Below are 20,640 nucleotides of genomic sequence, written 5' to 3' on the forward strand. Positions count from 1 at the left end.
CCGATTCAGCACAGTCAGCCCCTCTCGCCCCTTTGCGGAAAGTGAGTATAGTGCAGCCCCATAGCACTGAGCATGAAGATTTTTCAGTCCTGAATCGCTTTTCTTCCGCGGAAGTCTTTTTTGCACGAATGCCCTGCACGTTTGCCCGCGCTCTTTCCGGTCCGATACTATGAAACTTCAGCCACCTTCCGGGCAGGGAGCCTGCAGAGGCTTCCTCGCCGCCGGGCATCGGCATCGCCTTCTCTGTTTCTGTACGGCTTTTTTCTGAATCTTCAACCACGGTTTTTCTGAAAATCTCATATGAAAATTCACGAGTACCAGGCAAAGGACATCCTCGCGAAGTACGGCGTTGCCGTGCCGCGGGGCGAGGTCGCCAACTCGCTCGACGAAGCGATGGAAGTGGCCAGAAGGTTGTTTACCGGCGGCGCGAAGGGCGTCGTCGTTAAGGCGCAGATTCATGCCGGAGGCCGCGGCAAGGGCGGCGGCGTCAAGGTAGCGAAGAACTTCGATGAGGCCGAGCAGTACGCCAGGCAGATTCTGGGCATGCAGCTCATCACGCATCAGACCGGCCCCCAGGGGCAGAAGGTGCAGCGCCTGCTGATCGAAGAGACCGCCGCCATCGACCGCGAGCTCTACCTCGGCATCGTGCTCGACCGCGCCGCCGCAAAGCTCGTCTTCATGGCCTCGCAGGCCGGCGGTATGGAGATCGAGGAGGTCGCCGCAAAAGACCCATCGGCGATCTACAAGGCCTACATCGATCCCGCCGTGGGCTTCCAGCCCTACCAGGCGCGCGAGCTGGCCTTCGCTCTCGGCCTCAGGCCCACTCAGATCAACGACGCCGTGAAGTTCATGACCGGCATCTACAAGGCGTACATCGACACCGACGCCTCGCTGCTCGAGATCAATCCCTTCATCACCACGAAGGATGACAAGCTCTTCGCCCTCGACTGCAAGATCAACTTCGACGACAACGCCATGTTCCGCCACAAGGATCTGAAGGAGCTGCGCGACGTTGCCGAGGAAGATCCGCTCGAAGTGGAAGCCTCGAAGTACGCGCTCAACTACATCAAGCTCGACGGCAACATCGCCTGCATGGTCAACGGCGCAGGCCTGGCCATGGCGACGATGGATATCATTCAGTACGCCGGCGGCTCGCCCGCGAACTTCCTCGATGTAGGCGGCGGCGCCAACCAGCAGCAGATCGAGCACGCGTTCGAAATTCTGCTGTCGGATAAGAATGTGCAGGCCGTCTTCATCAACATCTTCGGCGGCATTCTGCGCGTGGACACGCTGGCGCAGGGCGTCGTGGGTGCCGCGCTCAAGACGAAGGTCGCCGTCCCCGTCGTGCTCCGTCTCGAAGGCACCAACGTCGAGCAGGGCCGCCAGATTCTCAAGGACTCCGGCCTCAACTTCATCGTCGGCGACACCATGCAGGACGCCGCGCAGAAAGTCGTCGCCGCGGCAAAGGGAGGCAAGTAAATGGCGGTACTCGTTAACAAAGAAACTCGCCTCATCGTTCAGGGCATCACCGGCAAAGAAGGCACCTTCCACGCGAAGGGCTGCGCCGAGTACGGCACCAAAGTCGTTGGGGGTGTAACTCCTGGTAAGGGAGGCACAACCCACGAAGGCTGGCCTGTCTTCGACACGGTAGAGAAAGCCGTCGCCGAAACCGGAGCCAACGCCACCGTCATCTTCGTGCCGCCGCCGTTCGCCGCGGACGCGATCCTCGAAGCAAACAGCGCCGGCCTGCCGCTCATCATTTGCATCACCGAAGGCATTCCGATCAACGACATGGTCAAGGTCTGGAGCGTGCTCAAGCACTCCAAATCGACCCTCGTCGGCCCCAACTGCCCCGGCGTCATCTCGCCCGGCAAGGCCAAGATCGGCATCATGCCCGGCCGCATTCACAAAGAAGGCTCCGTCGGCATCGTTTCGCGCTCGGGCACGCTGACCTATGAGGCCGTTTACCAGCTCACGCAGCGCGGCATCGGCCAGTCGACGGCCATCGGCATCGGCGGAGATCCCATTATCGGGACCACGCACGTCGACGCACTGAAGCTGTTGAACGAAGACCCCGAGACGGAAGCCATCATCCTCATCGGCGAAATCGGTGGAACCGCCGAAGAAACCGCCGCCGAGTATGTAAAGGCTCACGTCAAGAAGCCGGTCGTCGGCTTCATCGCCGGACAGACCGCGCCTCCAGGCCGCCGCATGGGCCACGCCGGAGCCATCATCTCCGGCGGACAGGGCACTGCTGCCGAAAAGATGAAGGCGCTGACGGCTGCGGGCATCCACGTTGTCGAAAGCCCGGCTGCCATCGGCGAAACGGTCGCGAGAGTGATCGGCAAGGCGTAAAAATCACGTTTTGATTGAAAGGCGGCGCAATTTGCGTCGCCTTTCTTTTTGGAACGGCTGGCTTGATATGTCAGAGAGCTCAGCAATAGCTATGCGATGTTATGTACACCATGTACAATGGAAAATGTACGCATGGTAAGCATGAAAAGTATGGAAGTCTCTATCACCCAATTTCGTCAGGACATCTTCGATCTGGTCAGCCAGGCTCTGGAGGGCAACGAAGTCTGGGTCACCTACAAGGGACGCAGGCTCCGCATCGCCCCGGAAAACCAGCCCACCAGCCGTCTCGCACGCATCACGCCGCTGGATGTCGTCAATCCCGAGAGCCCGGCGCTCGACGATTCCTCCCTCCGCGAAGAGATGACCCGCGCCTGGGAGCGGGACTGGTCCGAGCTGTGATCGCTTACCTCGATACGAATGTCGTGGTATGGCTGGCGCAGGGCGATCTCGCCCGCATTCCTCCCAAAGCGCAGCGTCTTCTCAACGAGGCCGACCTGCTCGTCTCCCCGATGGTGCTGGTTGAGCTCGAATATCTTTACGAAGTGAATCGCATTCGCCTGTCCTCGCGTGCCGTGCTGCTGAAAGTCGCGCACGAGGCAGGCGTTCGCGTCTGCGACCTCCCCTTTCCGCGCGTCGCCGACGTGGTGATCGACGAGAAGTGGACACGCGACCCCTTTGACCGGACCATCGTCGCGCAGGCCAAAGCCAACGGGCTGGCGCCTCTCATTTCCTCCGATGAAGAAATCCGGAAGCATTATCCCCGAGCTGTCTGGTAAATCACTGCCGCGGCAGCCGGGCTTCGAGCGCAGCCAGTCTCTCGCGGATATCAATAGCAAAATCCAGTTTTTCAGCAAGATGCCGGATGGCCTGTTGAGTGTTCTCATCCCGCAAACGCATTTCAGTGCGCAGGGCCTTCAATTCCGGAACAAGCAGGTCCTGAATCACTTCCCGGAAAGAGTCCACAACCGTTCTGGCCGATGTTGTCATGCGTAGTTTGATGATAGCGCAACACGCTGAAAGCGCTCGTTTGCCTTAAACTCTAAAGTAACGCCTTTTTTCAAGGAGAACCATCAGGTGTCCCAACGCACCTTCAGCATCATCAAGCCAGACGCGGTCCGCAAGGGCTATACCGGAGCCATTCTCGCCGAGATCGAGAAGGCCGGATTCAAAATCGTCGCCATCAAAAAGATTTCCATCTCGAAGGCCCAGGCCGAGGGCTTCTATCACGTCCACAGTGCCCGTCCCTTCTTCGGCTCGCTCACGGATTTCATGTCCTCCGGCGCCATCTTCCCCATGGTCCTTGAGAAGGACAATGCCATCGCCGACCTGCGCAGACTGATGGGCGCAACCAATCCGGCCAACGCCGAAGAGGGAACCATCCGCAAAAAGTTCGCCGGCTCCATCGAAGAGAACGCCATCCACGGCTCCGACGCCGAGGACACCGCGAGCTTCGAGATCGGCTACTTCTTCGCCGGTTACGAGCTGGCGTAAGCCAAAGCTCTCCGCAAATAAAAAAGCCCGCTGCGAGGCGGGCTTTTTGCTGGCCGCAAACCTCATATCCGCGCCAGCGTCTCCACCAGCGGCTCTCTGCGAGCCATCATCATGCGCCCCGCATTCTTCAGCACCAGCACATACGCCGCAGCGCTTCCCGCCGCCAGTCCCAGCAGCACGACCGGAGCCAGATCCGGATGCCCCAGCGCCGTCAGCCCCAGCACCACCAGCGCGCCCACTCCAAAGATCGCTGCCTGCAGCGCCATGCTCAGCAGCGCGTTGCCCGTCGCTCCCTGATCGCGCGACATCCGCCACAGCGTCATTTTGTACGGCATCAGAATCGACAGCAGATTTCCCGCCGCCAGATGCGCCGGCAGCGCAAAGACCACCCACGCCGCCGTCGCCAGCACAATCTGGCTGTCCGGCACACCGAAAAGATAAATCGCCAGGCCCGACATCACCGCGGTCTCCGCCACGGCCAGCGCCAGATGCAGCAGATTCTTCCCCAGCATCACACTGCGCATCGGCACAAGCGACAAAAAGTAGAACTGGATCCCTCCACCCTCCGCGCCCAGGCTGTTGTACATCATGCGCACCAGCCCCAGAAAGCCATACGCAATCCCCACCGGCAGCGCATAAGTGAAGCTGTGTCCCGCGCTGCCGCCGCGAAACACAAACAGAATCACCAGCGGCGCCACCAGGCTGTACAGCATCGCTCCGCTGCGCAGCAGCGTCCGCGCTTCCTTCACAAATACCGCCTGCACCGCTCCCCACGCCGACGCTTTCTCTTCCGCATCTCCGTCCTCGCGCAGCATCGCGGGCATCGGCCCCGCATGGCTCCGTGCCTTCACCGCCTCGCGCGCCGGAGCCTCGCTCAGACTCTCTCCCCGATACTCCTTCCGCAGCCGTACGCACAGCAGCAGCCCCGCCGCCGCCGCATACAGCATCACGCCGCCCGCATCGGCCAGCCCCGCCGGCAGCCGGCCTTCCACCGCCGCTCGCAGCGCCCCGGCCGCCAGCCCCGCCGGCAGCGCACTCTGCGCCCGGTTCAGCGCAGCCACCGTCTGCTCCGTCACCAGCGGAGCGTGCGTCCGTTTATGTCCACTCGTCAGCCCGCGCCGCACCGCCGGATTCACAAACTGCACGCCCAGCAGCAGAAACAGAAACACCGCGCTCAGCACCTCGCGTGTCCTCCGCTGTGCCAGCCAGCGATCGATCCACGCAAAGATCATGCGCGTCAGCAGAATATTGAACGCGGCAAACAGCAGCAGCACCAGCGCCGCCCACGGCAGCAGCGCCGGCCGCGCAATGCCCGTGCCCACCCAGATGCCAGCCAGGCAGATGCCGCCCAGCAGCGTCGACAGATCGAAGAGCCCGAAGACCAGATACAGTACCGCATACGGTCCAAAGCCCAGCGGAAAGCGCAGCAGCCCGCCCAGGTCGATCACCTCGGTGAACGAGGCCGCCATCACCGGCACAATCTGCCACAGCACGAAGACCGGCCACAGCAGAAACGTAAACGCATCAGGATGGCCGTACGCCGCCGCCTGCCACGCGCCGTAGCCCAGACCGAAGGCCGCGCTCAGCCCGAGCACGAAATACATCAGCGTGCTGAAGATCTTTGCGCCCAGCTCAAAGCTGCCGCGCATCGTGTGCAGCGAGTGGACAAACATGCGGCGGCGTATCTTCACAAAGGCCGCATACTGCGCGCGCGCCTGTCTCGAAACGATGCTCGCTCCGCTCATATCACGACAGCCACGACAGCTCCTGCACGGCCTCCGCATCGCTGCCGTGCTCGCCCACCACATTCATAAAGATCTCTTCGAGCGTCAGCTTTTCCTGCGCCCCTGCCCGTCCATCGCTGTCGGTCAGCGTCGAGGCCACGCCCGCGCGCAGCGCATCGAGCGATCCGTCGGCGACAATGCGCCCCTGATGAATAATCGCCACGTGGCTGCACAGCCTCTCCACAATCTCCAGCACATGCGACGTCAGAAAGATCGTCGCACCACGATGGATCATCCCCTGCAGCATCGACTTCAGCGTGCCCGCGGCAATCGCATCCACGCCCTCGAAGGGCTCGTCCAGAAACAGCACCTTCGGCCCGTGAATCACCGCCGCCGCCAGCGCCAGCTTCTTCTGCATGCCGTGTGAGAAATCGGTGATCAGCTTCTTCGGCTCGTTCGCAAGGTTCATAAACTCCAGCAGCTCTTCGGTGCGCAGCGCGGTCGTGCTTTTATCCAGGCCATACATGCGCCCCACAAAGCGCAGATACTCCGAGGCCGTCAGCCGTCCGAACAGCGCCATGCCCTCCGGCACCACGCCGATCTGCCGCTTCACCTCCAGCGGATCGGCGGCAAGGTCATGGTCCAGAATGCGAATCTCGCCCGCGGTCGGAGCCAGCAGGCCGGTGAGCATCTTGATCGTCGTCGATTTGCCCGCGCCATTCGGCCCCAGAAAGCCGAAGAACTGCCTCGGCGCGACGCTCAGCATGACCTGATTGACCGCGGTGAACTGGCCGAAGCGGCGGGTAAGATTCTGCGCAAAGATCGCCGGCGCATCCATGAGAGCGAGCATATCGGGAAACCGCAGCGGCGCAAAGCATCAGACGGCCGGCCCGTGGAAACCTGGAATTCCCCAGACAGCCGGCAAATGGAAAGTAAGATGACGAGAAGCGCGTTTATCAGGAGTAACCTAAGGTTCTTGGCGTTTACGAATTCTTGGTGAGGAAACTGCATGTCAACTGCACAAGACCTGCTTGCTGAATTCGAAGTCCAGGCGCCGGTCACCAAAACCTTTCTCGAACGGCTGCCGCAAGACCAGCTCACATGGAAGCCGCATGCGCGTTCTTTGACTGCAGGGCAGCTTGCTTATCATCTGGCGACTGTGCCCGGCAATGTGGTGCGCGCGGCTCAGAAAGAGCAGGTGCCTCCTCCCGGTTTTCAGTTTCCGCAACCCGATTCACTATCGATGATCCTCTCGGCATTCGAGGAGAGCATTGCTCAGGTACGCGAGGTGCTGCCGACCTTCGATGACGAGGCAATGAAACGAACGTGGCGCATTGTTGCTGAGGACCAGGCGGTGCTCGCTGAGATGTCGCGACAGGATCTGCTTCGCAATATCCTGTTGAATCACTGGTATCAGCATCGTGGCCAGTTCAGCGTTTATCTGCGGCTAATGAACGTCCCTGTTCCACGGAGTTGGGGACCCAGTGCAGATGAAGGATAGCTTCGTCGGCGGCCCCTGACTCAGTTTCTCCCTCTGGTCTTACGCTTTTCGATAACTAACATCAGTATCGGGAAGTCGGCTTGTGGGAAGTGATCTCGACGGATCTTTGCCCAACTCCGGTAGCAATCTGTGGACTTCGAAAACGTAAGGCGCACAGGGAGGTTTAGTGGAGATAGATGAATTGACCAGGATGTGGAAGGGTGCTCAATCGCAGCCGTCCAGGGCTAAGTTCAAAAGCTCAGAGTCCTGGCTCGGTAGCCCAGGCGCAGAGGCAAGTTACCGGGAACGGCGTTTATCAGGACTAATCTGCATCTCATCTGAAAGACCGGTTGGTCAGAGCCAGCGTAGCCGGCAGTTCCGAAGATTGCCATAGAACAAAATGACCGTAGATAGACACCAATCTGGTACAGCGTTTACGAACGAAAAAGCGAGGGATCAAATGCCAAAATTTGTGACGATTGGTTATGGGGACGAAGCTGGTTACGCAAAAACTCCAGAAGATCTACGTGCCGCGGCTCATGCACACGACAAGAGCCTGCTTGAGCAAGGGGCTTTGATGGGGATTGCTGGTGCACCGGTCCAGGTTCGTAACACTCTGCGAAAAGGAATCGAGACGGTGCCAGAGGCCTACCTGACTTCTAAACTTCCTATCGCTGGGTTCGCAGTGATTGATGCCGATGACATCTCTCAAGCGATCAAAATAGTGTCCGACAGCCCTTGCGCAATCGCTTATGGGGTCGTCGAAGTATGGCCATTGGAGCACACACTATAGCAGTGGGAGACTGGGATTTGAATTGCAGGCCTGTGTTTTGGTGATAAGTCCTCATAAGTCATCTTGTGGAAAGTGATCTTGACGGACCTTTTCCCAGCTCCGGCAGCAATCTGGGGACCTCGAAAACGTAAGGTGCACAGGGAGGTTTAGTGGAGATAGATGAATTGGCCAGGATGTGGAAGGGTGCTCAGTCGCAGCCGTCCAGGGCCAGGTTCAAAGGCTCAGAGTCCTGGCTCGGTAGCCCAGGGGCAGAGGCAGGTTACCGGGAAGCGCGTATAACAGGACGAATCGGATACCATTGCTCCTCACGGAGGACCCAATGCGGAAAAACGATATCAGGATCGTGGCTTTGGCATGCGTCGTTCTGATCTTTTCGTCCTGGCCGGCCTGTGCACAAACGCAGGCTGAGAAGGCTCCTTATCCGGTCATGGCTCCTGTCGATCAGTATCTGATCGCGGACGAGAATGCTGAGATCGCGCTGGCTCGCAGTGCCGCTCCGGCATCGATTTCCAGTGCAGCCGAAGTGATGGTGCTGCGGCGGGACGGCTATACGGCTGCCGTGAAAGGCACGAACGGCTTTGTCTGCATTGTCGAGCGATCATGGGCTGATACGACCGATGATCCGCAGTTCTGGAACCCCAAAGTGCGCGCCCCGCATTGCTTCAATGCACCCGCCGCAAAAACTGTTCTGTCCATCTTTCTGATGAAGACCAGACTGGTGCTGGCAGGAAAATCAAAGCCGGCCGTCGCAGCGGCCATCGCGTCGGCACTGGATAAGAAGGAGCTGCCGCCGCTTGCGCCTGAGACGCTGGTCTACATGATGTCCAGGCAGCAGTATCTGAACGATGATGGCAGGAGCTGGCATCCGCATGTAATGTTTTATGCTTCGGGTGATGCCGCGAAAAGCTGGGGAGCGAATCTGCCTGGCTCGCCGGTGATGGCGGCATACGACCCTGAACAGCGGATAACAACTTTCTTCGTTTTGGCCAGTGAATGGTCCGACGGAACGCCGGGACCGCCAATGACGCACTGAGCCCAATTCAATCAGAGATGCTCATCGCAGGGTTGAATAACGATAAGTCCGCTTACGTCGACTCATCCCTGCTTTCGGGAAGCGCATCTCCCGTACCATGCCATCCAGTCGCAGGCATGCAAAACGCGCAGCATCATCATTCCCCGCGACCACGTCGCAGCTATTGTTAAAAATCATTCGCATAGTTTGACAGCGCTTCAAAGAGTTGATATCAACGTATTGCGTGCTGCCCTTGCCGGCAGCAGAACACCAGCCCGCAGCGCGGAGGGAGCACCCATGCAAAAGATCAGCCCGTTCCTTTGGTTCGACCGCCAGGCCGAAGAGGCCGTCGACTTCTACACCTCGATCTTCCAGTCGTCGAAAAAAGGACGAGTCACCCGGTATGGAGACGCCTTTCCCGATCGTTCCGGCGAAGTCATGACCGTCGGCTTCGAGCTCTTCGGGCAGGAGTTCACCGCTCTCAACGGCGGTCCGCACTTCACCTTCACGCCCGCAGTCTCCTTCTTTATCCGCTGCGACTCGCAGGACGAGGTCGACTTCTTGTGGGAAAAGCTCTCCGAAGGCGGCCGGCCCGGACAGTGCGGCTGGCTCACCGATAAATTTGGCGTCTCCTGGCAGGTGGTGCCCGTTGAGCTCTTCGACTTACTCGCAGACAAAGATTCGCAGCGTACCTTGCGGGTCACGCAGGCTATGCTCGCCATGAAGAAGTTCGACATCAACGCGCTGCGCCAGGCCTGAAGCACCGCAGCCACGCGAGAGAACGCATCGAGTCTGAGATTCCTATGCAGCATCCAGGCTCGACGCGCTCCGCCGTTCGTAATCGGAGCCGTTTACAGCGATCCAGCGTTCCGCAGCATGCCGCCGTCGATGAAGAAGGTGCTGCCCGTCACGTAGCCGGCCGCGTCCGACGCCAGATACGCCGCCAGCTCGCCAATCTCCTCCGGCTTGCCCCAGCGGCGCAGCGGAATCTCTGCCATCAGCTGCTGCTCCAGCTCCGGATTCGCCTGCACGTCTCTGTCGATCGGCGTATACACCGCGCCCGGCCCTATGTTGTTCACCGTAATCTGGTGCGCAGCCAGCTCCACCGCAATCGTGCGCATCAGCATGCGCAGCCCGCCCTTTGTCGCGCAGTACGCCGCGTTGGTCGGCATCGGCAGGTCTTCATGGATCGACGAGATGTTGATGATCCGTCCTCCTCCGCCCTGCCGTATCATCTGCCGCGCCGCCGCCTGCGCGCACAGCCACGGACCGGTCAGGTTCACGGCGAGAATCTTCTGAAAGTGATCGAGCGGAAAATCCGTGAACGGAAACTTCGACTCGATCCCCGCATTGTTCACCAGAATATCCAGCCGTCCAAACGCCCTGACCGTCTGCTCCGTCAGCGATGCCACCTGCTTCTCGTCCGACACGTCGGCCTCGACCGCAATCGCCCGTCCACCGGCTGCTTTGATCTTCGCCAGCGTCTCATCCGCGGCGCCCGGCTTTCCGACATAATCGATCACCACCGCCGCGCCCTCGCGAACAAATACTTCGGCAATCCCCTGGCCGATGCCGCTTCCCGCACCGGTCACAATCGCAACTCTGTCCTTCAGCCGCATAGCCTTACCATTCTGCATCACGTTGTTTACGATCCCATGACTGAGATGCGCTCCGGCGCGAAGCGCAAACTCCACGGCCTGCGCTATGCTTCCCGCTTCAGCCGCTCGAATGCCGGCTCAGTCGCGCTTACTGCCGGGATATTTCTTCATCCTGCGCCGGGCCGGCATGCGCCTGCGGGGAGGCGAATGGAAGAAAGATGGCCGTCATCGTCCCGCTGCGTCCCTTTTCCGTGCTGCTGGTAACCGAGATGCGTCCGCCGCGTTTCTCGATCAGTTGTTTGGCTACCCAAAGGCCGATGCCGGTTCCCAGGTTGCCCTTCGTCGTGAAGAAGGGCTCGAAGATCTTCGGCAGCGATTCCGCGGGGATGCCTGTTCCGGTATCGCGAAGAACGACCTGCATGCCGTCTCCCGAAGAGCCGAGAACCTTTCGCGCTGTGACGGACAGTGTGCCGCCCTGGCCCATCGCGTCGATCGAGTTGGCAACGATATTCGAGAACACCTGCAGCAACTCGCCCTTGCTCGCCAGAATTTTCTGGAAGTCGTTCAGCTGTGTCTCCACCGCAATGCCCGCGCCCACAATCCGCGAGTTGTACACCGTAAGAACATTCCCGATCAGGTCGTGCAGATACAGCTCCGTCGGCAATCCCGTATCCCGGTAATAGCCCAGCGTCTGCCGCGCAATGTGAGACACCCGCTCCAGCTCTTCCTCCGCCGTGCGCAGATATCCCGCCACCGTGCTCTGCGAGTCGCTCTGGCGCGCCAGATAGATCAGGTTCATCAGCGATTCCAGAGGATTGTTGATCTCGTGCGCAATCGCTGCCGCCATCCGTCCCGTCGCCGCCAGCTTTTCCGACTGAATCAGCAGCCGCTCCACCCGCCTGCGGTCCGAGATATCCCGCGCGATCTTCGACGCGCCCGTCACTCGTCCCGTCTCGTCCCGAATCGGAGACACCGTGATCGAGACCTCGATCGTCTCTCCGTTCTTCTTCCTGCGCCGTGTCTCATAATGATCGATGCGTTCGCCGGATCGCAGCTTGCAAAGAATCTCATCTTCCTCGAACTGCAGATCTTCGGGAATGAGCCGCAGAATGGACTCCCCGGTCATCTCCTCCGGGCTGTATCCGAACATGCGAACCGCCCCCTCGTTCCAGCTCTGGACAATTCCGTTCAGGTCCTTGCTGATAATCGCATCGTCCGCCGAATCCACGATGCTTGCCAGGCGCAGGCGGCTCTGCTCGTTCTCTCTGCGGATCGTCACGTCGCTCGCCGACCCGAGCCACTCCAGCAGCTCGCCGTCGTCGTTCAGCAGCGGAACCGCGCGCGACAGCGTCCATCCCGGCGATCCATCCACTCGCACCACGCGGTGCTCCAGCTGGAACGGCGTCTTTGTGCGCACCGCTTCCTGAATCGCCGCCATCACGCGAGCCTGGTCTTCGGGCAGAATGTACTTCTCCAGCCAGGTGCGGCTTGGCTCCCGCGTGTCGGGAATAAAGTCCCGGCCGCGCAGCTGCTGCATCTCGCTCCAGTCGGCGTTCATGCGGTAAATCACATCCGAGCTGGCGGCTACAAGCGCGCGGAAGCGCTCCTCGCTCTCGCGTACCTGCATCTCTGCTTCGCGGCGAAGACGCGAAAGCGTCAGGCTGACCCCTGCATCGGCCAGGTCGGGCTCATTCAGGGCCTCGGCATGCCTGCGCTCCTCTTCATACGCTCGCGCATGTGCGATGGAGGTAGAGATCTGCGCCGACAGCAGCTCCAGAAATCCGCGGTACGAATCGTCAAATCTGAGCCGTGGGCTGATGCCTGCAATCAGGAAGCCCGCCGGTAGATTGCCCATCGTGGCCCTGATCGGCAGCATAACCGCCGTATGCGGCGGATCGGACCATGGTCCGCCGGGAACCCTGCCGAACCTGCCGCCCAGATCGTCGACGACGGAAAGAGTCTTCTGTTCCAGGACCGTGGAAAAAGGCCAGCTCTTCTGTGCGTCGCCCAAAATCTCCACCACCTCCGGGCCCAGCGCCTCGTGCCCGTCCATTCCCGTCCGGCCTGCCAGACGCGCGTACCTGCCGTTGCTTTCCGTCAGATAAATCAGCGCAAAGCTTATGTCTCTCGGGTAGCGCGAAAGTACGGCAGCGGCCATCCCGCACGCCTCTTCAGCCGTCTTCGGCTCAAAGGACTGCGCGCTCAGATCGCGGAGCGCCGACACGCGCCGGTCTCCCACAACCTTCCGGGTAATCTCGTGTACCGTCGCCAGCACGCCGCCGATGCCTTTGGGCGCCGTATCGTCAGGAACAGGGCTGTAGCCCATCGTAAAGTGCGCCTCTTCCTGAAAGCCGAAGCGGTTCACCTCCAGAAGAATGTCCTCGATCCACGTCGGCGGACCGCCCTCGAAGGGCTTCCGGGCGAGCGGGCCGAGAATGTGAAAGATCTCCGGCCTGCATTCGCGGAACGGCCTTCCCAGCCCGGCATGAGGAGGCCTGTCTCCCAGCACCGGGCTCCACGCGTCGTTATAAAGCTGGTAGAAATCCGGGCCCCACCACAGCAGCATCGGGAAGCAGTTTGCGAGCAGCATCTGCGTCATCGCCCGCAGCGTGGGAGACCATGTCTCGGCCGGACCCAGCGGCGTCTTTGCCCAGTCGAAGACCCGCATCAGGCCACGCATCTCTCCGCTTCCGGCAAAGATGTCGGGACCAGGAGCGGGCGCGCCGGCGCTGCGGGCTGGTTGTGGATTCGTCAAAGGAGTATGCCTCGCAGCAGCGTTTCGATGTTACGCACCCCATCCCGCCCCTGAAATGACATATATTTGTGCGCTGCTCTGGATAGATGCAGGAAATTACCCACAGGAAATGACTTACGCGGAAACAGGATTGCAGCGGATGAACGGCGCTCGAGGTTCGTGCCTCAAATAGAAGATGAATCTGCCGCTGCGCCCACGCACCAATCCTCTCCACTGCCTTCTGTCACCGCATCGCGTAACGAATGTCACCTCTCGCGCCGGAAATCTGGCATGAAATTTCCTGCGGCTCCTTACAATGGAAACAGAGACAGAAGCGGAAACCCGTCCCCCTGCGGACGGGTTTTCTTTTTGAGGGAAGAGCATGCCCGCAGGAAGGGAACACGTCAGTATCGGAGAATGCAGAAATGCGGAAAAATGCAGAGATTCGGCCGCTGAAGTGGTCCGATCCTTTAAATTCAGTGGTTTAGCGAAGGATAACCAAGGTAATCCCCTGGATAAACCGCTGAATTTAAACCACTTGCGGAAACCACCCCTCTTAAAAATCAGATTGCATGATTCCGGGCCTTTGGAAGATATGCTGTAGGGGCCATGAAGACCCCATCCTTCGCAGGCACATTTGCCCTCGCTGCCGCCGCATGCTGCCTCGCCGCCGCATCTGCTTTTGCGCAACAGCCTTCCGCTCCGTCACCCGACGGCCACGCCATCGTTCTGCATGCGGCGCGTCTGCTCGCCGTGGATACAGGCCGCATCCTCACCCCCGGCGAGGTTCTCGTCGAGGGCGAGCGCATCGCTGCCGTCGGCAGGTCGGTCCCGCATCCGGCCGGCGCCGAAATCATCGACCTCGGCGACACCACGCTGCTGCCCGGCCTGATCGACGCCCACGTTCATCTCTTCCTGCACCCCGGAGCCGAGGATCTGCAGACCGTGGAGGAGTCGGTGCCCGAGCGCACCATCCTTGCCACCCTGGCCGCAAAGGCCGACCTCATGGCCGGCTTCACCGCCGAGCGCGATATGGGAACCGAGGGCGCAGGCTCCGCGGATTCCTCCGTGCGCAACGCGATCAATGCGGGCCTCATCCCCGGGCCGCGCATGCGGATGAGCGGCAACGCCATCTCCATCCTGGGCGGGCATGAAGACGCGATTCACTACAACCCGGCCCAGCACGTGCTTTCCAACGCCGACTACGCCGACAACATCGAACAGATCGTCGAGACCATCCGCGAGCAGCATAAAGAAGGCTCGGACTTCGTCAAGATGTATGAGACCGGCAATGACGAGATGATGGACGGCACGCTGCATACGCCGTACCAGTACACCGAAGAACAGTTGAAAGCCGCCGTGGCCGAGGCGGCGCGCCTGGGCACAACGGTGGGCGTGCACGCGATGGGTGAGCCGGGAACGCTCTATGCGGCGCAGGCCGGTGTTGCGTCGATCGATCACGCCACGCAGCTCAGCGATGAGACGATGCGCCTCATGAAAGAGAAGGACATTCCGGCGGTTCCAACCTTCACCATCTTCGAATACTTCGCGCAGCACGCCCCCACCTCCGCAGCCGCCGCGCGCGAGCAGAAGCTGCTGGACTACAAGATCGCCGAGTTCCGGAAGCAGGTGGCCGCCGGCATTCCCTTTGCCGTCGGGTCGGACGTTGGCCCCTTCCCGCATGGAACCCAGGCCCGCGAGTTCGAGCTGATGGTGAAGTACGGACTGAAGCCGCTGGCTGTTCTTCAGGCGGATATGATCAACGGCGCGAAGGTGCTGGGCTGGCAGGGACAGATCGGCGAGCTGAAGCCGGGCTGCTTTGCCGACATCGTCGCCGTGCCCGGGAATCCGCTCGAAGACATTACAGCCGTCGAGCACGTACAGTTCGTGATGAAGAACGGTGAAGTCATAAAGCATCTCCAGGCTTCCAGCCATTAGCTCTTAGCTCTGGCTAAGAGCTGCCTTTTCATCCGCCGATGTGTACCATGCTGCGCGAGGGCTTCAGAAACTCCGGCTCGCCGATATGGTGCCGGGCTTCCTTCTGCGCGATGGTTTTCCGGATGAATCCGGCCAGATCGTCATCGCTGCCACCGTCAAGGAGCACGCGATACAGATCATGATCGGACTGCGAGAAGAGGCAGGTGCGGATCTTGCCGTCTGATGTGAGGCGGACACGGCTGCAGTGTCCGCAGAATCTCTGCGAAACAGGCGCGATGATGCCGATTTCACCGAGGCCGTCATCGAAGGTGTAGCGGACTGCGGTCTCGCTTACGGCGTTTGGAGCAAGCCGCTTCACCGGACGGAAAGACTCAAGCCGTGTGAGGACCTCGCCGATCGGAACGACGGATTCGGGCGTCCAGAGGCGGTCCTCTTCGAGCGGCATGAATTCGATGAAGCGAACGATGACGCCTTCATCGCGGGAGAACTTCGCGAAGGGGACGATCTGGTCGTCGTTGAAACCTCGCAGCAGAACGCAGTTGACTTTGACCGGACCGAGGCCGGCACTCTTTGCGGCCTGGATGCCGGCGAGTACGTGCGCGAAACTGCCGGGCACGCGCGTGATGCGCGCGAAGATGGCGGGATCGACGGCGTCCATACTGACGGTGATGCGGCTGAGTCCGGCATCGGCGAGTGGCTGCGCCAGATCTTCGAGCAGATGACCGTTGGTCGTGAGCGCGATATCAAGAGGCTGGTCGTCGAGAGTGCGCAGACGGCTGAGCTGGCTGACCAGTTCCGACAGGTCTTTGCGCAGCAGCGGCTCACCACCAGTAAGACGGACCTTCTCAATGCCAAGGCTGACAAAGACACGCGTCAGGCGAAGGTAGTCGGCGATGGGCAGCTCGGAGTAGAGAGCGCCTTCGTTGCCGGTGCGGCAGTAGACGCATTTGTAGTTGCAGCGGTCCGTAATGGAGACGCGCAGATCGGTGATGATGCGTCCGAATTTGTCGACCAGCCGATCGCCCGGCCCCTGATGTGAGGAAGTGTTTTCGGGGGCAGAGCTCGGGATGGAGGCCGAAACAGACATTACAGGCTTTACTGTAACTGGATGCCTGAACGCTGTGCCAGTTTCCCCTTTGCCGTCAGGCGTGGGTTTTGTCGGTCGTGGTATGCGAGGGAGGATGCGGCCGGGGATGCGCATAGAATCTGCGGTTGCACATTATGCAGCGATAGGCTCGTCTTCCGAAAAGCATCTGCGGAAAGTCGAACCACCGGGCATGCGACCGCCGCAGGCCATGAGTCTCCGAGCATGAGGGGCAGGTCAGTTGTCCAGACGTCATGGGGGATATCCGGGTGAGAGGATCTGTTTCCAGGCCGCGTGCAAATGATCGACCAGTGTGTGTACTTTTGCATAAAATGCGCAGCCGCACAACCCGGATCATAAGACCTTTGGATGGAATGCAATACTGAGCGGCTTCGTGATCTCAGGAGCGAAGATTGACGCAGGTTTCTACATGCCGTCGTAGTTGGGACCGCCTCCGCCCTCGGGCGGTACCCAGTTGACGATCTGGTAAGGGTCCATGATGTCGCAGGTTTTGCAGTGGACGCAGTTGGCGAAGTGGATGTGAAGCTCCTTCTTCGGAGTGGAGTTTCCAGGATTGGCGGTCTCGACCATTTCGTAGACGGCGGCGGGGCAGAAGTACTGGCAGGGATTGCCGTACTGCTTTGTGCAGGTGGTGTTGCAGATGTCGAGGCTGCGGATGACGAGGTGCGTGGGCTGGTCGTCTTCGTGGCGCGTGCCGGAGTGGTAGACGTCGGTGAGGCGGTTGAAGGCGAGCACGCCGTCCCCTTTGGCGTTGCCGAGAAAGGGGTCGCGGCGGTCGCCCCAGAAGCTGAGCGAGTCGATCTCGCGCATACGCCGGTAGCCGGCCTCGTTGGTGAAGTCGGGGCCGAGGTTCGAGCCGTGCAGCACCTGCTGCACGCCGGCTTTGATGAGGCCCTCCATCAGTCCGTGCTCGAAGCCCTGATGGAAGTTCCGGACGGGATAGAGCTCCTCTCTGATCCAGCTTGCATCGACGGAGGCCTTGTATTCGCTGAGGGTGCCGGCGGAGCTGTCGCCGGAGAGGAGCGCGTCGAAGGCGGTTTCGGCGGCGAGCATGCCGCTCTTGATGGCGAGGTGGATGCCTTTGAGGCGCTGCGAGTTGAGGAAGCTGGCGGAGTCGCCGAGGAGCATCCAGCCGTTGCCGTAGATACGGGGCATGGTCAGCCAGCCGCCGTAGGGCAGCGTCTTCGCGCCATAGCGGATCATCTTTCCGCCTTCGAGGAGGCGGCGGGCGAAGGGGTGTTCCTTGAAGGCCTGGAAGACGTGGTGCGGATCGGTGCGCGGGTCTTCGTAGTCGAGGCCGGTGACGTATCCGACAGAGACGAGGGTGCCGCCCGATTCCGTATCTCCTGTTCCGTAGATCCAGGCGCCGCCGTACTCCTTCGAGGTGAGCGGGTAGCCGAGGGTGTAGAGGACTTCGCCTTTGGCGACGCGGCCGGAGGGGATCTCCCACAGCTCCTTGATGCCGATACCGTAGGTCTGAGCGTGGTGCGGGTCTTCGAGGCCAAGGCGCTCGATGAGCTGTTTGGCGCAGTTGCCGCGGGTGCCTTCGGCGAGGATGGTGATCCTGGCGCGGAGGTCGTAGCCGGGCTCGAAGTTGGCTTTGGGCTGGCCGTTGCGGTCGACTCCCTTGTCATCCGTCCGGACACCGGTGACACGGGCGATCTCGGGATCGCGGCCGGCGGTCTGGTGGGCGTTGTGCTCAAAGAGCAGCTCGGAGCCGGCAAAGCCGGTGAAGATGGTGATGCCGGCCTCTTCGACCTTTTGCGCGAGCCATTTGACGAAGCGGTTGATGGAGATGACGTAGTTGCCGTGGTCGCGCAGCGGCGGCGGCACGATGGGGAACTTCCGCTGGCCGGTCTTCGAGAGGAACCAGACGGATTCCTTTATGACCTCGGCGTCGAGGGGCGCTTCCTTCTCGAAGCCGGGGAGCAGCTCGCGCATGGAGCGGGGATCGAGGAGCGCTCCGGAGAGGCAGTGCTGACCGGGCTCGCGCGACTTCTCGAGGACGCAGATGCCTTCCTTCGAGAGCGGCGCGCCGGGGTGGGCGGCGTTGTGCGCGTCGATGAGCTGGGCGAGGCGGAGAGCGCAGGCCATGCCGGCCGGGCCTCCGCCAATGATGACGACGTCGAGCTCCATCTGCGGACGGTCGATGCCTTCGAGCGGTTTGCGGAAGGTAATCATGGCGGCTGGCCTTCCAGGCAGCCGCGCTGCGCGCCACTCCCGGACTCATTGTTGTATTCGATTCGTGAGGTTCGGGCAAGTCGGCGGTGGTGGCCGGGGCCTGGGGCAGCAAGGTGATCGCCTTCGGCGATGGCTTTGTTCCATCCCCGGCTTCTGTCGGGTCTCGCTGTCGCGAGACAATATGTTCCCGGTGTCGGCCATTCCTGTCCGGGGCCTGGACGAGAAGGACCATTCTTCCGGGCTAACGATCACGCCGGCGAACGTTGTTCGCCGCCTCCCACCTTAGCTTCCCGCCCCAGCGAACTTTGTTCGCCGGGGACCCCGGTCGCGAAGGTGGGGCACCCGGATTCCTTTCTCTTTCACGTTTTCATCCGCCGGGGCTAAAGCCCCCAGCTTTTGGTGCTTTGTCACCGGGCTAAAGCCCGGTGCTTCTACCGGTCTCCCTGACGCGAGACGATATGTTCCGGTGCCGGTCCGTGTCCGGAGTGTGTTTTTAAACAGGGGTGGCTCCCGTAAGCGTCTTATTTTCAGCGGCTTATCGGGGGATTACCTCGGTTATCCCCTTGTAAAGTACTGAAAACAAAGGAAAGGGATATCGAAGGGGCTTCTCTCGAAACGGCATGGGAGCGGGTTGTCTCCTCCTGAAAAGGTAAAGCCCGCCAGGGACGGCGGGCTTTTGGGGATCGTCTGTTTCCATTGTAGGGAATCCGGGGAAATTTCATGCCAGATTTTCGCCGTGCGGAGGGGTGACGTTAGTCATGGGATCAGGTCTTTTTATGCTCCCGGAATCGGCGCAAAGGGTGGCGCCCTCAGATTCTTCGCAGGGGGAGAAAATGCATATCCCTCCGCTGCGCGCTTCGCGCTCCGGTCGGGATGACAAAGGGGAAATTTTTCGTTCAGTGAAAGAAGTTTCATGAGGGAAGAGTTTTCGTATCCGGGCAGACGGACATGGGGGCAGCCAGGAGGAACAGGGGCTGAAGCCCATCCTGATTCCAGGCTGGTACGGCACGGCTGAAGCCGTGCCCTGATACAAAGCAGAGTTTTTCTGCAACCTGTGAAGCTGTGCTCTTCCCGAAAAGCCAAACGGACCTGTTCTCCATCTCGATTCTCTTCGTTTGGACGGGATCGCCGGCAGGCCTGTTCTTCCTGAAAAGGCAAAGCCCGCCGGGGATGGCGGGCTTTTGGGATCGTCTGTTTCTGCTGTAAAGAATTCGGAGAGACGTCATGCCAGATTTGGAAATGGAGTTATGAATGCAGAAACAATAGGCTCAAATGACGTCTTAATAATTGCGCCTTCAATCTTATATCGCATCAACATATCCTGATGTGAGCGAATCTTGCTAACATTTTCCAACTATTTTTCAACTTATGGTTGATTAGCCCTTGACGGTTATCACTGACAGAGGGACACTGAGACTGCTAAATGACAACGGCCCCTAGCTGTAGGAAGCAAGAGGCCGAGGTTCCTATTAGTAGGGCTATGCTTGCGGATGAACACCCATAGTGTCCCCTCCTGATTAAGCCTTGTCAAGCTAAAAAACAGCACCATCCTAATTCCCTGGATGGAATGCACTTATTTTAGGAGAGACATATCCCAATGCCAGAAACGACCGAAACATTCCGGCCCTTCGTGCAGATAGCTGCATTTTGTCAACTCGCCCTTAACGAAGCAAATGGGGCATTAAGCGTAGTTCGAGTTATGGACAGGATTGGCATTCAGGGCATTGCCCCCACTATGCAGCCAGTGCCAGTTCAAAATCTAACTTTAGTGATTGTGTTGAAATCCGGTTTTATGCGAGGGTCTTCCACCGTGAAAATCATCCCCCGAACCCCATCCGGAGAAGATCTTCCAGGAAACGAACTGTCTGCACTATTTGAGGGAGAGGATCGGGGGGTCGGCATAGTCATGCCGATTGGGTTAATAGCGAAGGAAGAGGGATTGTACTGGTTTGACATCCAAGTTGATTCCGTATCGGTGACCCAAATACCACTGCGGATTGTCTATCAGCGGATATCACAGGGAATGAGTTTTCAATCACTACGGTAGAAATAGACGGTTGCAATTGCAGTACTGAATCTCCATGCAGGATCTGAACGTAATTCGAAGGCATCTCGAATAGGAGAAGTGATCCTAATGCATATTTCGCATCAATCTCGGAATAAATCCCAGAAGATTTATCGGCCAGGATTGACTGGATATTGCAGCAAAGTGAGATTAAGTCTTTGTCG

Annotated in this window: 18 protein-coding genes; 11 read left to right on the plus strand and 7 right to left on the minus strand. The window is 59.9% G+C overall.

The genetic code is table 11. The annotated features are described in order from the left end of the window. Window positions 1–300: 300 nt before the first annotated feature. The 4 genes from sucC to D0Y96_RS09560 all read left to right on the plus strand — a co-directional run bounded on the left by sucC (window position 301) and on the right by D0Y96_RS09560 (window position 3,131). Window positions 301–1,479, plus strand: coding sequence for an ADP-forming succinate--CoA ligase subunit beta (gene sucC, locus D0Y96_RS09545; protein WP_117299124.1), 1,179 nt, complete (start codon window positions 301–303; stop codon window positions 1,477–1,479). Beyond that, window positions 1,480–2,355, plus strand: coding sequence for a succinate--CoA ligase subunit alpha (gene sucD / locus D0Y96_RS09550; RefSeq protein WP_117299125.1), 876 nt, complete (start codon window positions 1,480–1,482; stop codon window positions 2,353–2,355). A 141-nt stretch (window positions 2,356–2,496) separates the two neighbouring features. After that, window positions 2,497–2,754 (plus strand): hypothetical protein, encoded by a 258-nt coding sequence (locus D0Y96_RS09555; RefSeq protein ID WP_215601615.1) that lies wholly within the window; start codon window positions 2,497–2,499, stop codon window positions 2,752–2,754. After that, window positions 2,751–3,131: a type II toxin-antitoxin system VapC family toxin gene (locus D0Y96_RS09560; protein ID WP_158562331.1), complete on the plus strand. Its 381-nt coding sequence runs from the start codon at window positions 2,751–2,753 to the stop codon at window positions 3,129–3,131. Before D0Y96_RS09555 ends, D0Y96_RS09560 begins: the two co-directional genes overlap by 4 nt. Before the next feature lies 1 nt (window position 3,132). On the opposite strand, the gene D0Y96_RS09565 is transcribed toward D0Y96_RS09560, so the two are convergent. Beyond that, window positions 3,133–3,342 (minus strand): hypothetical protein, encoded by a 210-nt coding sequence (locus D0Y96_RS09565; RefSeq protein ID WP_117299127.1) that lies wholly within the window; start codon window positions 3,340–3,342, stop codon window positions 3,133–3,135. 87 nt (window positions 3,343–3,429) lie between these two features. On the opposite strand from D0Y96_RS09565, the gene ndk reads away from it, so the two are divergent. Continuing rightward, window positions 3,430–3,846, plus strand: a complete 417-nt coding sequence (ndk, locus tag D0Y96_RS09570; protein ID WP_117299128.1) for a nucleoside-diphosphate kinase — start codon at window positions 3,430–3,432, stop codon at window positions 3,844–3,846. Between the two features lie 62 nt (window positions 3,847–3,908). Here ndk and D0Y96_RS09575 read toward each other — a convergent pair whose 3' ends face one another. Together D0Y96_RS09575 and D0Y96_RS09580 are read right to left on the minus strand one after the other, a co-directional pair. Next, a complete protein-coding gene (locus D0Y96_RS09575; protein WP_117299129.1) occupies window positions 3,909–5,591 on the minus strand; it encodes a hypothetical protein in 1,683 nt (560 codons plus the stop codon). 1 nt (window position 5,592) lies between these two features. Continuing rightward, complete coding sequence (locus D0Y96_RS09580; protein WP_252263632.1) at window positions 5,593–6,420, minus strand: ABC transporter ATP-binding protein; 828 nt, start codon at window positions 6,418–6,420, stop codon at window positions 5,593–5,595. 159 nt (window positions 6,421–6,579) lie between these two features. On the opposite strand from D0Y96_RS09580, the gene D0Y96_RS09585 reads away from it, so the two are divergent. The 4 genes from D0Y96_RS09585 (at window position 6,580) to D0Y96_RS09600 (ending at window position 9,614) form a co-directional block, all read left to right on the plus strand. Continuing rightward, entirely contained in the window at window positions 6,580–7,071 is a 492-nt protein-coding gene (locus tag D0Y96_RS09585) for a DinB family protein (protein ID WP_117299130.1), read from the plus strand. Between the two features lie 439 nt (window positions 7,072–7,510). After that, window positions 7,511–7,843: a YciI family protein gene (locus D0Y96_RS09590; RefSeq protein ID WP_117299762.1), complete on the plus strand. Its 333-nt coding sequence runs from the start codon at window positions 7,511–7,513 to the stop codon at window positions 7,841–7,843. 319 nt (window positions 7,844–8,162) lie between these two features. After that, complete coding sequence (locus D0Y96_RS09595; protein ID WP_117299131.1) at window positions 8,163–8,876, plus strand: hypothetical protein; 714 nt, start codon at window positions 8,163–8,165, stop codon at window positions 8,874–8,876. Between the two features lie 276 nt (window positions 8,877–9,152). Then, a complete protein-coding gene (locus D0Y96_RS09600) occupies window positions 9,153–9,614 on the plus strand; it encodes a VOC family protein (protein ID WP_117299132.1) in 462 nt (153 codons plus the stop codon). Window positions 9,615–9,706: 92 nt separating this feature from the next. Here the strand turns inward: D0Y96_RS09600 and D0Y96_RS09605 are convergent, their stop codons facing one another. Together D0Y96_RS09605 and D0Y96_RS20400 are read right to left on the minus strand one after the other, a co-directional pair. Next, a complete protein-coding gene (locus D0Y96_RS09605) occupies window positions 9,707–10,549 on the minus strand; it encodes an SDR family oxidoreductase (RefSeq protein ID WP_350449022.1) in 843 nt (280 codons plus the stop codon). Between the two features lie 52 nt (window positions 10,550–10,601). Continuing rightward, window positions 10,602–13,208 carry a PAS domain S-box protein gene (locus tag D0Y96_RS20400; protein ID WP_117299133.1) on the minus strand — a complete coding sequence of 869 codons (2,607 nt, stop codon included), beginning with the start codon at window positions 13,206–13,208 and terminating at the stop codon, window positions 10,602–10,604. A 588-nt stretch (window positions 13,209–13,796) separates the two neighbouring features. On the opposite strand from D0Y96_RS20400, the gene D0Y96_RS09615 reads away from it, so the two are divergent. Then, a complete protein-coding gene (locus tag D0Y96_RS09615; RefSeq protein ID WP_117299134.1) occupies window positions 13,797–15,125 on the plus strand; it encodes a metal-dependent hydrolase family protein in 1,329 nt (442 codons plus the stop codon). 28 nt (window positions 15,126–15,153) lie between these two features. On the opposite strand, the gene moaA is transcribed toward D0Y96_RS09615, so the two are convergent. Both moaA and D0Y96_RS09625 read right to left on the minus strand, forming a co-directional pair. Further along, window positions 15,154–16,212 carry a GTP 3',8-cyclase MoaA gene (gene moaA / locus D0Y96_RS09620; RefSeq protein WP_117299135.1) on the minus strand — a complete coding sequence of 353 codons (1,059 nt, stop codon included), beginning with the start codon at window positions 16,210–16,212 and terminating at the stop codon, window positions 15,154–15,156. A 423-nt stretch (window positions 16,213–16,635) separates the two neighbouring features. Further along, window positions 16,636–18,411: an electron transfer flavoprotein-ubiquinone oxidoreductase gene (locus D0Y96_RS09625; protein WP_117299136.1), complete on the minus strand. Its 1,776-nt coding sequence runs from the start codon at window positions 18,409–18,411 to the stop codon at window positions 16,636–16,638. Between the two features lie 1,597 nt (window positions 18,412–20,008). On the opposite strand from D0Y96_RS09625, the gene D0Y96_RS09630 reads away from it, so the two are divergent. Beyond that, window positions 20,009–20,458 carry a DUF6941 family protein gene (locus D0Y96_RS09630; protein WP_117299137.1) on the plus strand — a complete coding sequence of 150 codons (450 nt, stop codon included), beginning with the start codon at window positions 20,009–20,011 and terminating at the stop codon, window positions 20,456–20,458. Window positions 20,459–20,640: the final 182 nt, after the last annotated feature.

The sequence above is a fragment of the Paracidobacterium acidisoli genome (genome assembly GCF_003428625.2).
Classification (GTDB): domain Bacteria; phylum Acidobacteriota; class Terriglobia; order Terriglobales; family Acidobacteriaceae; genus Paracidobacterium; species Paracidobacterium acidisoli.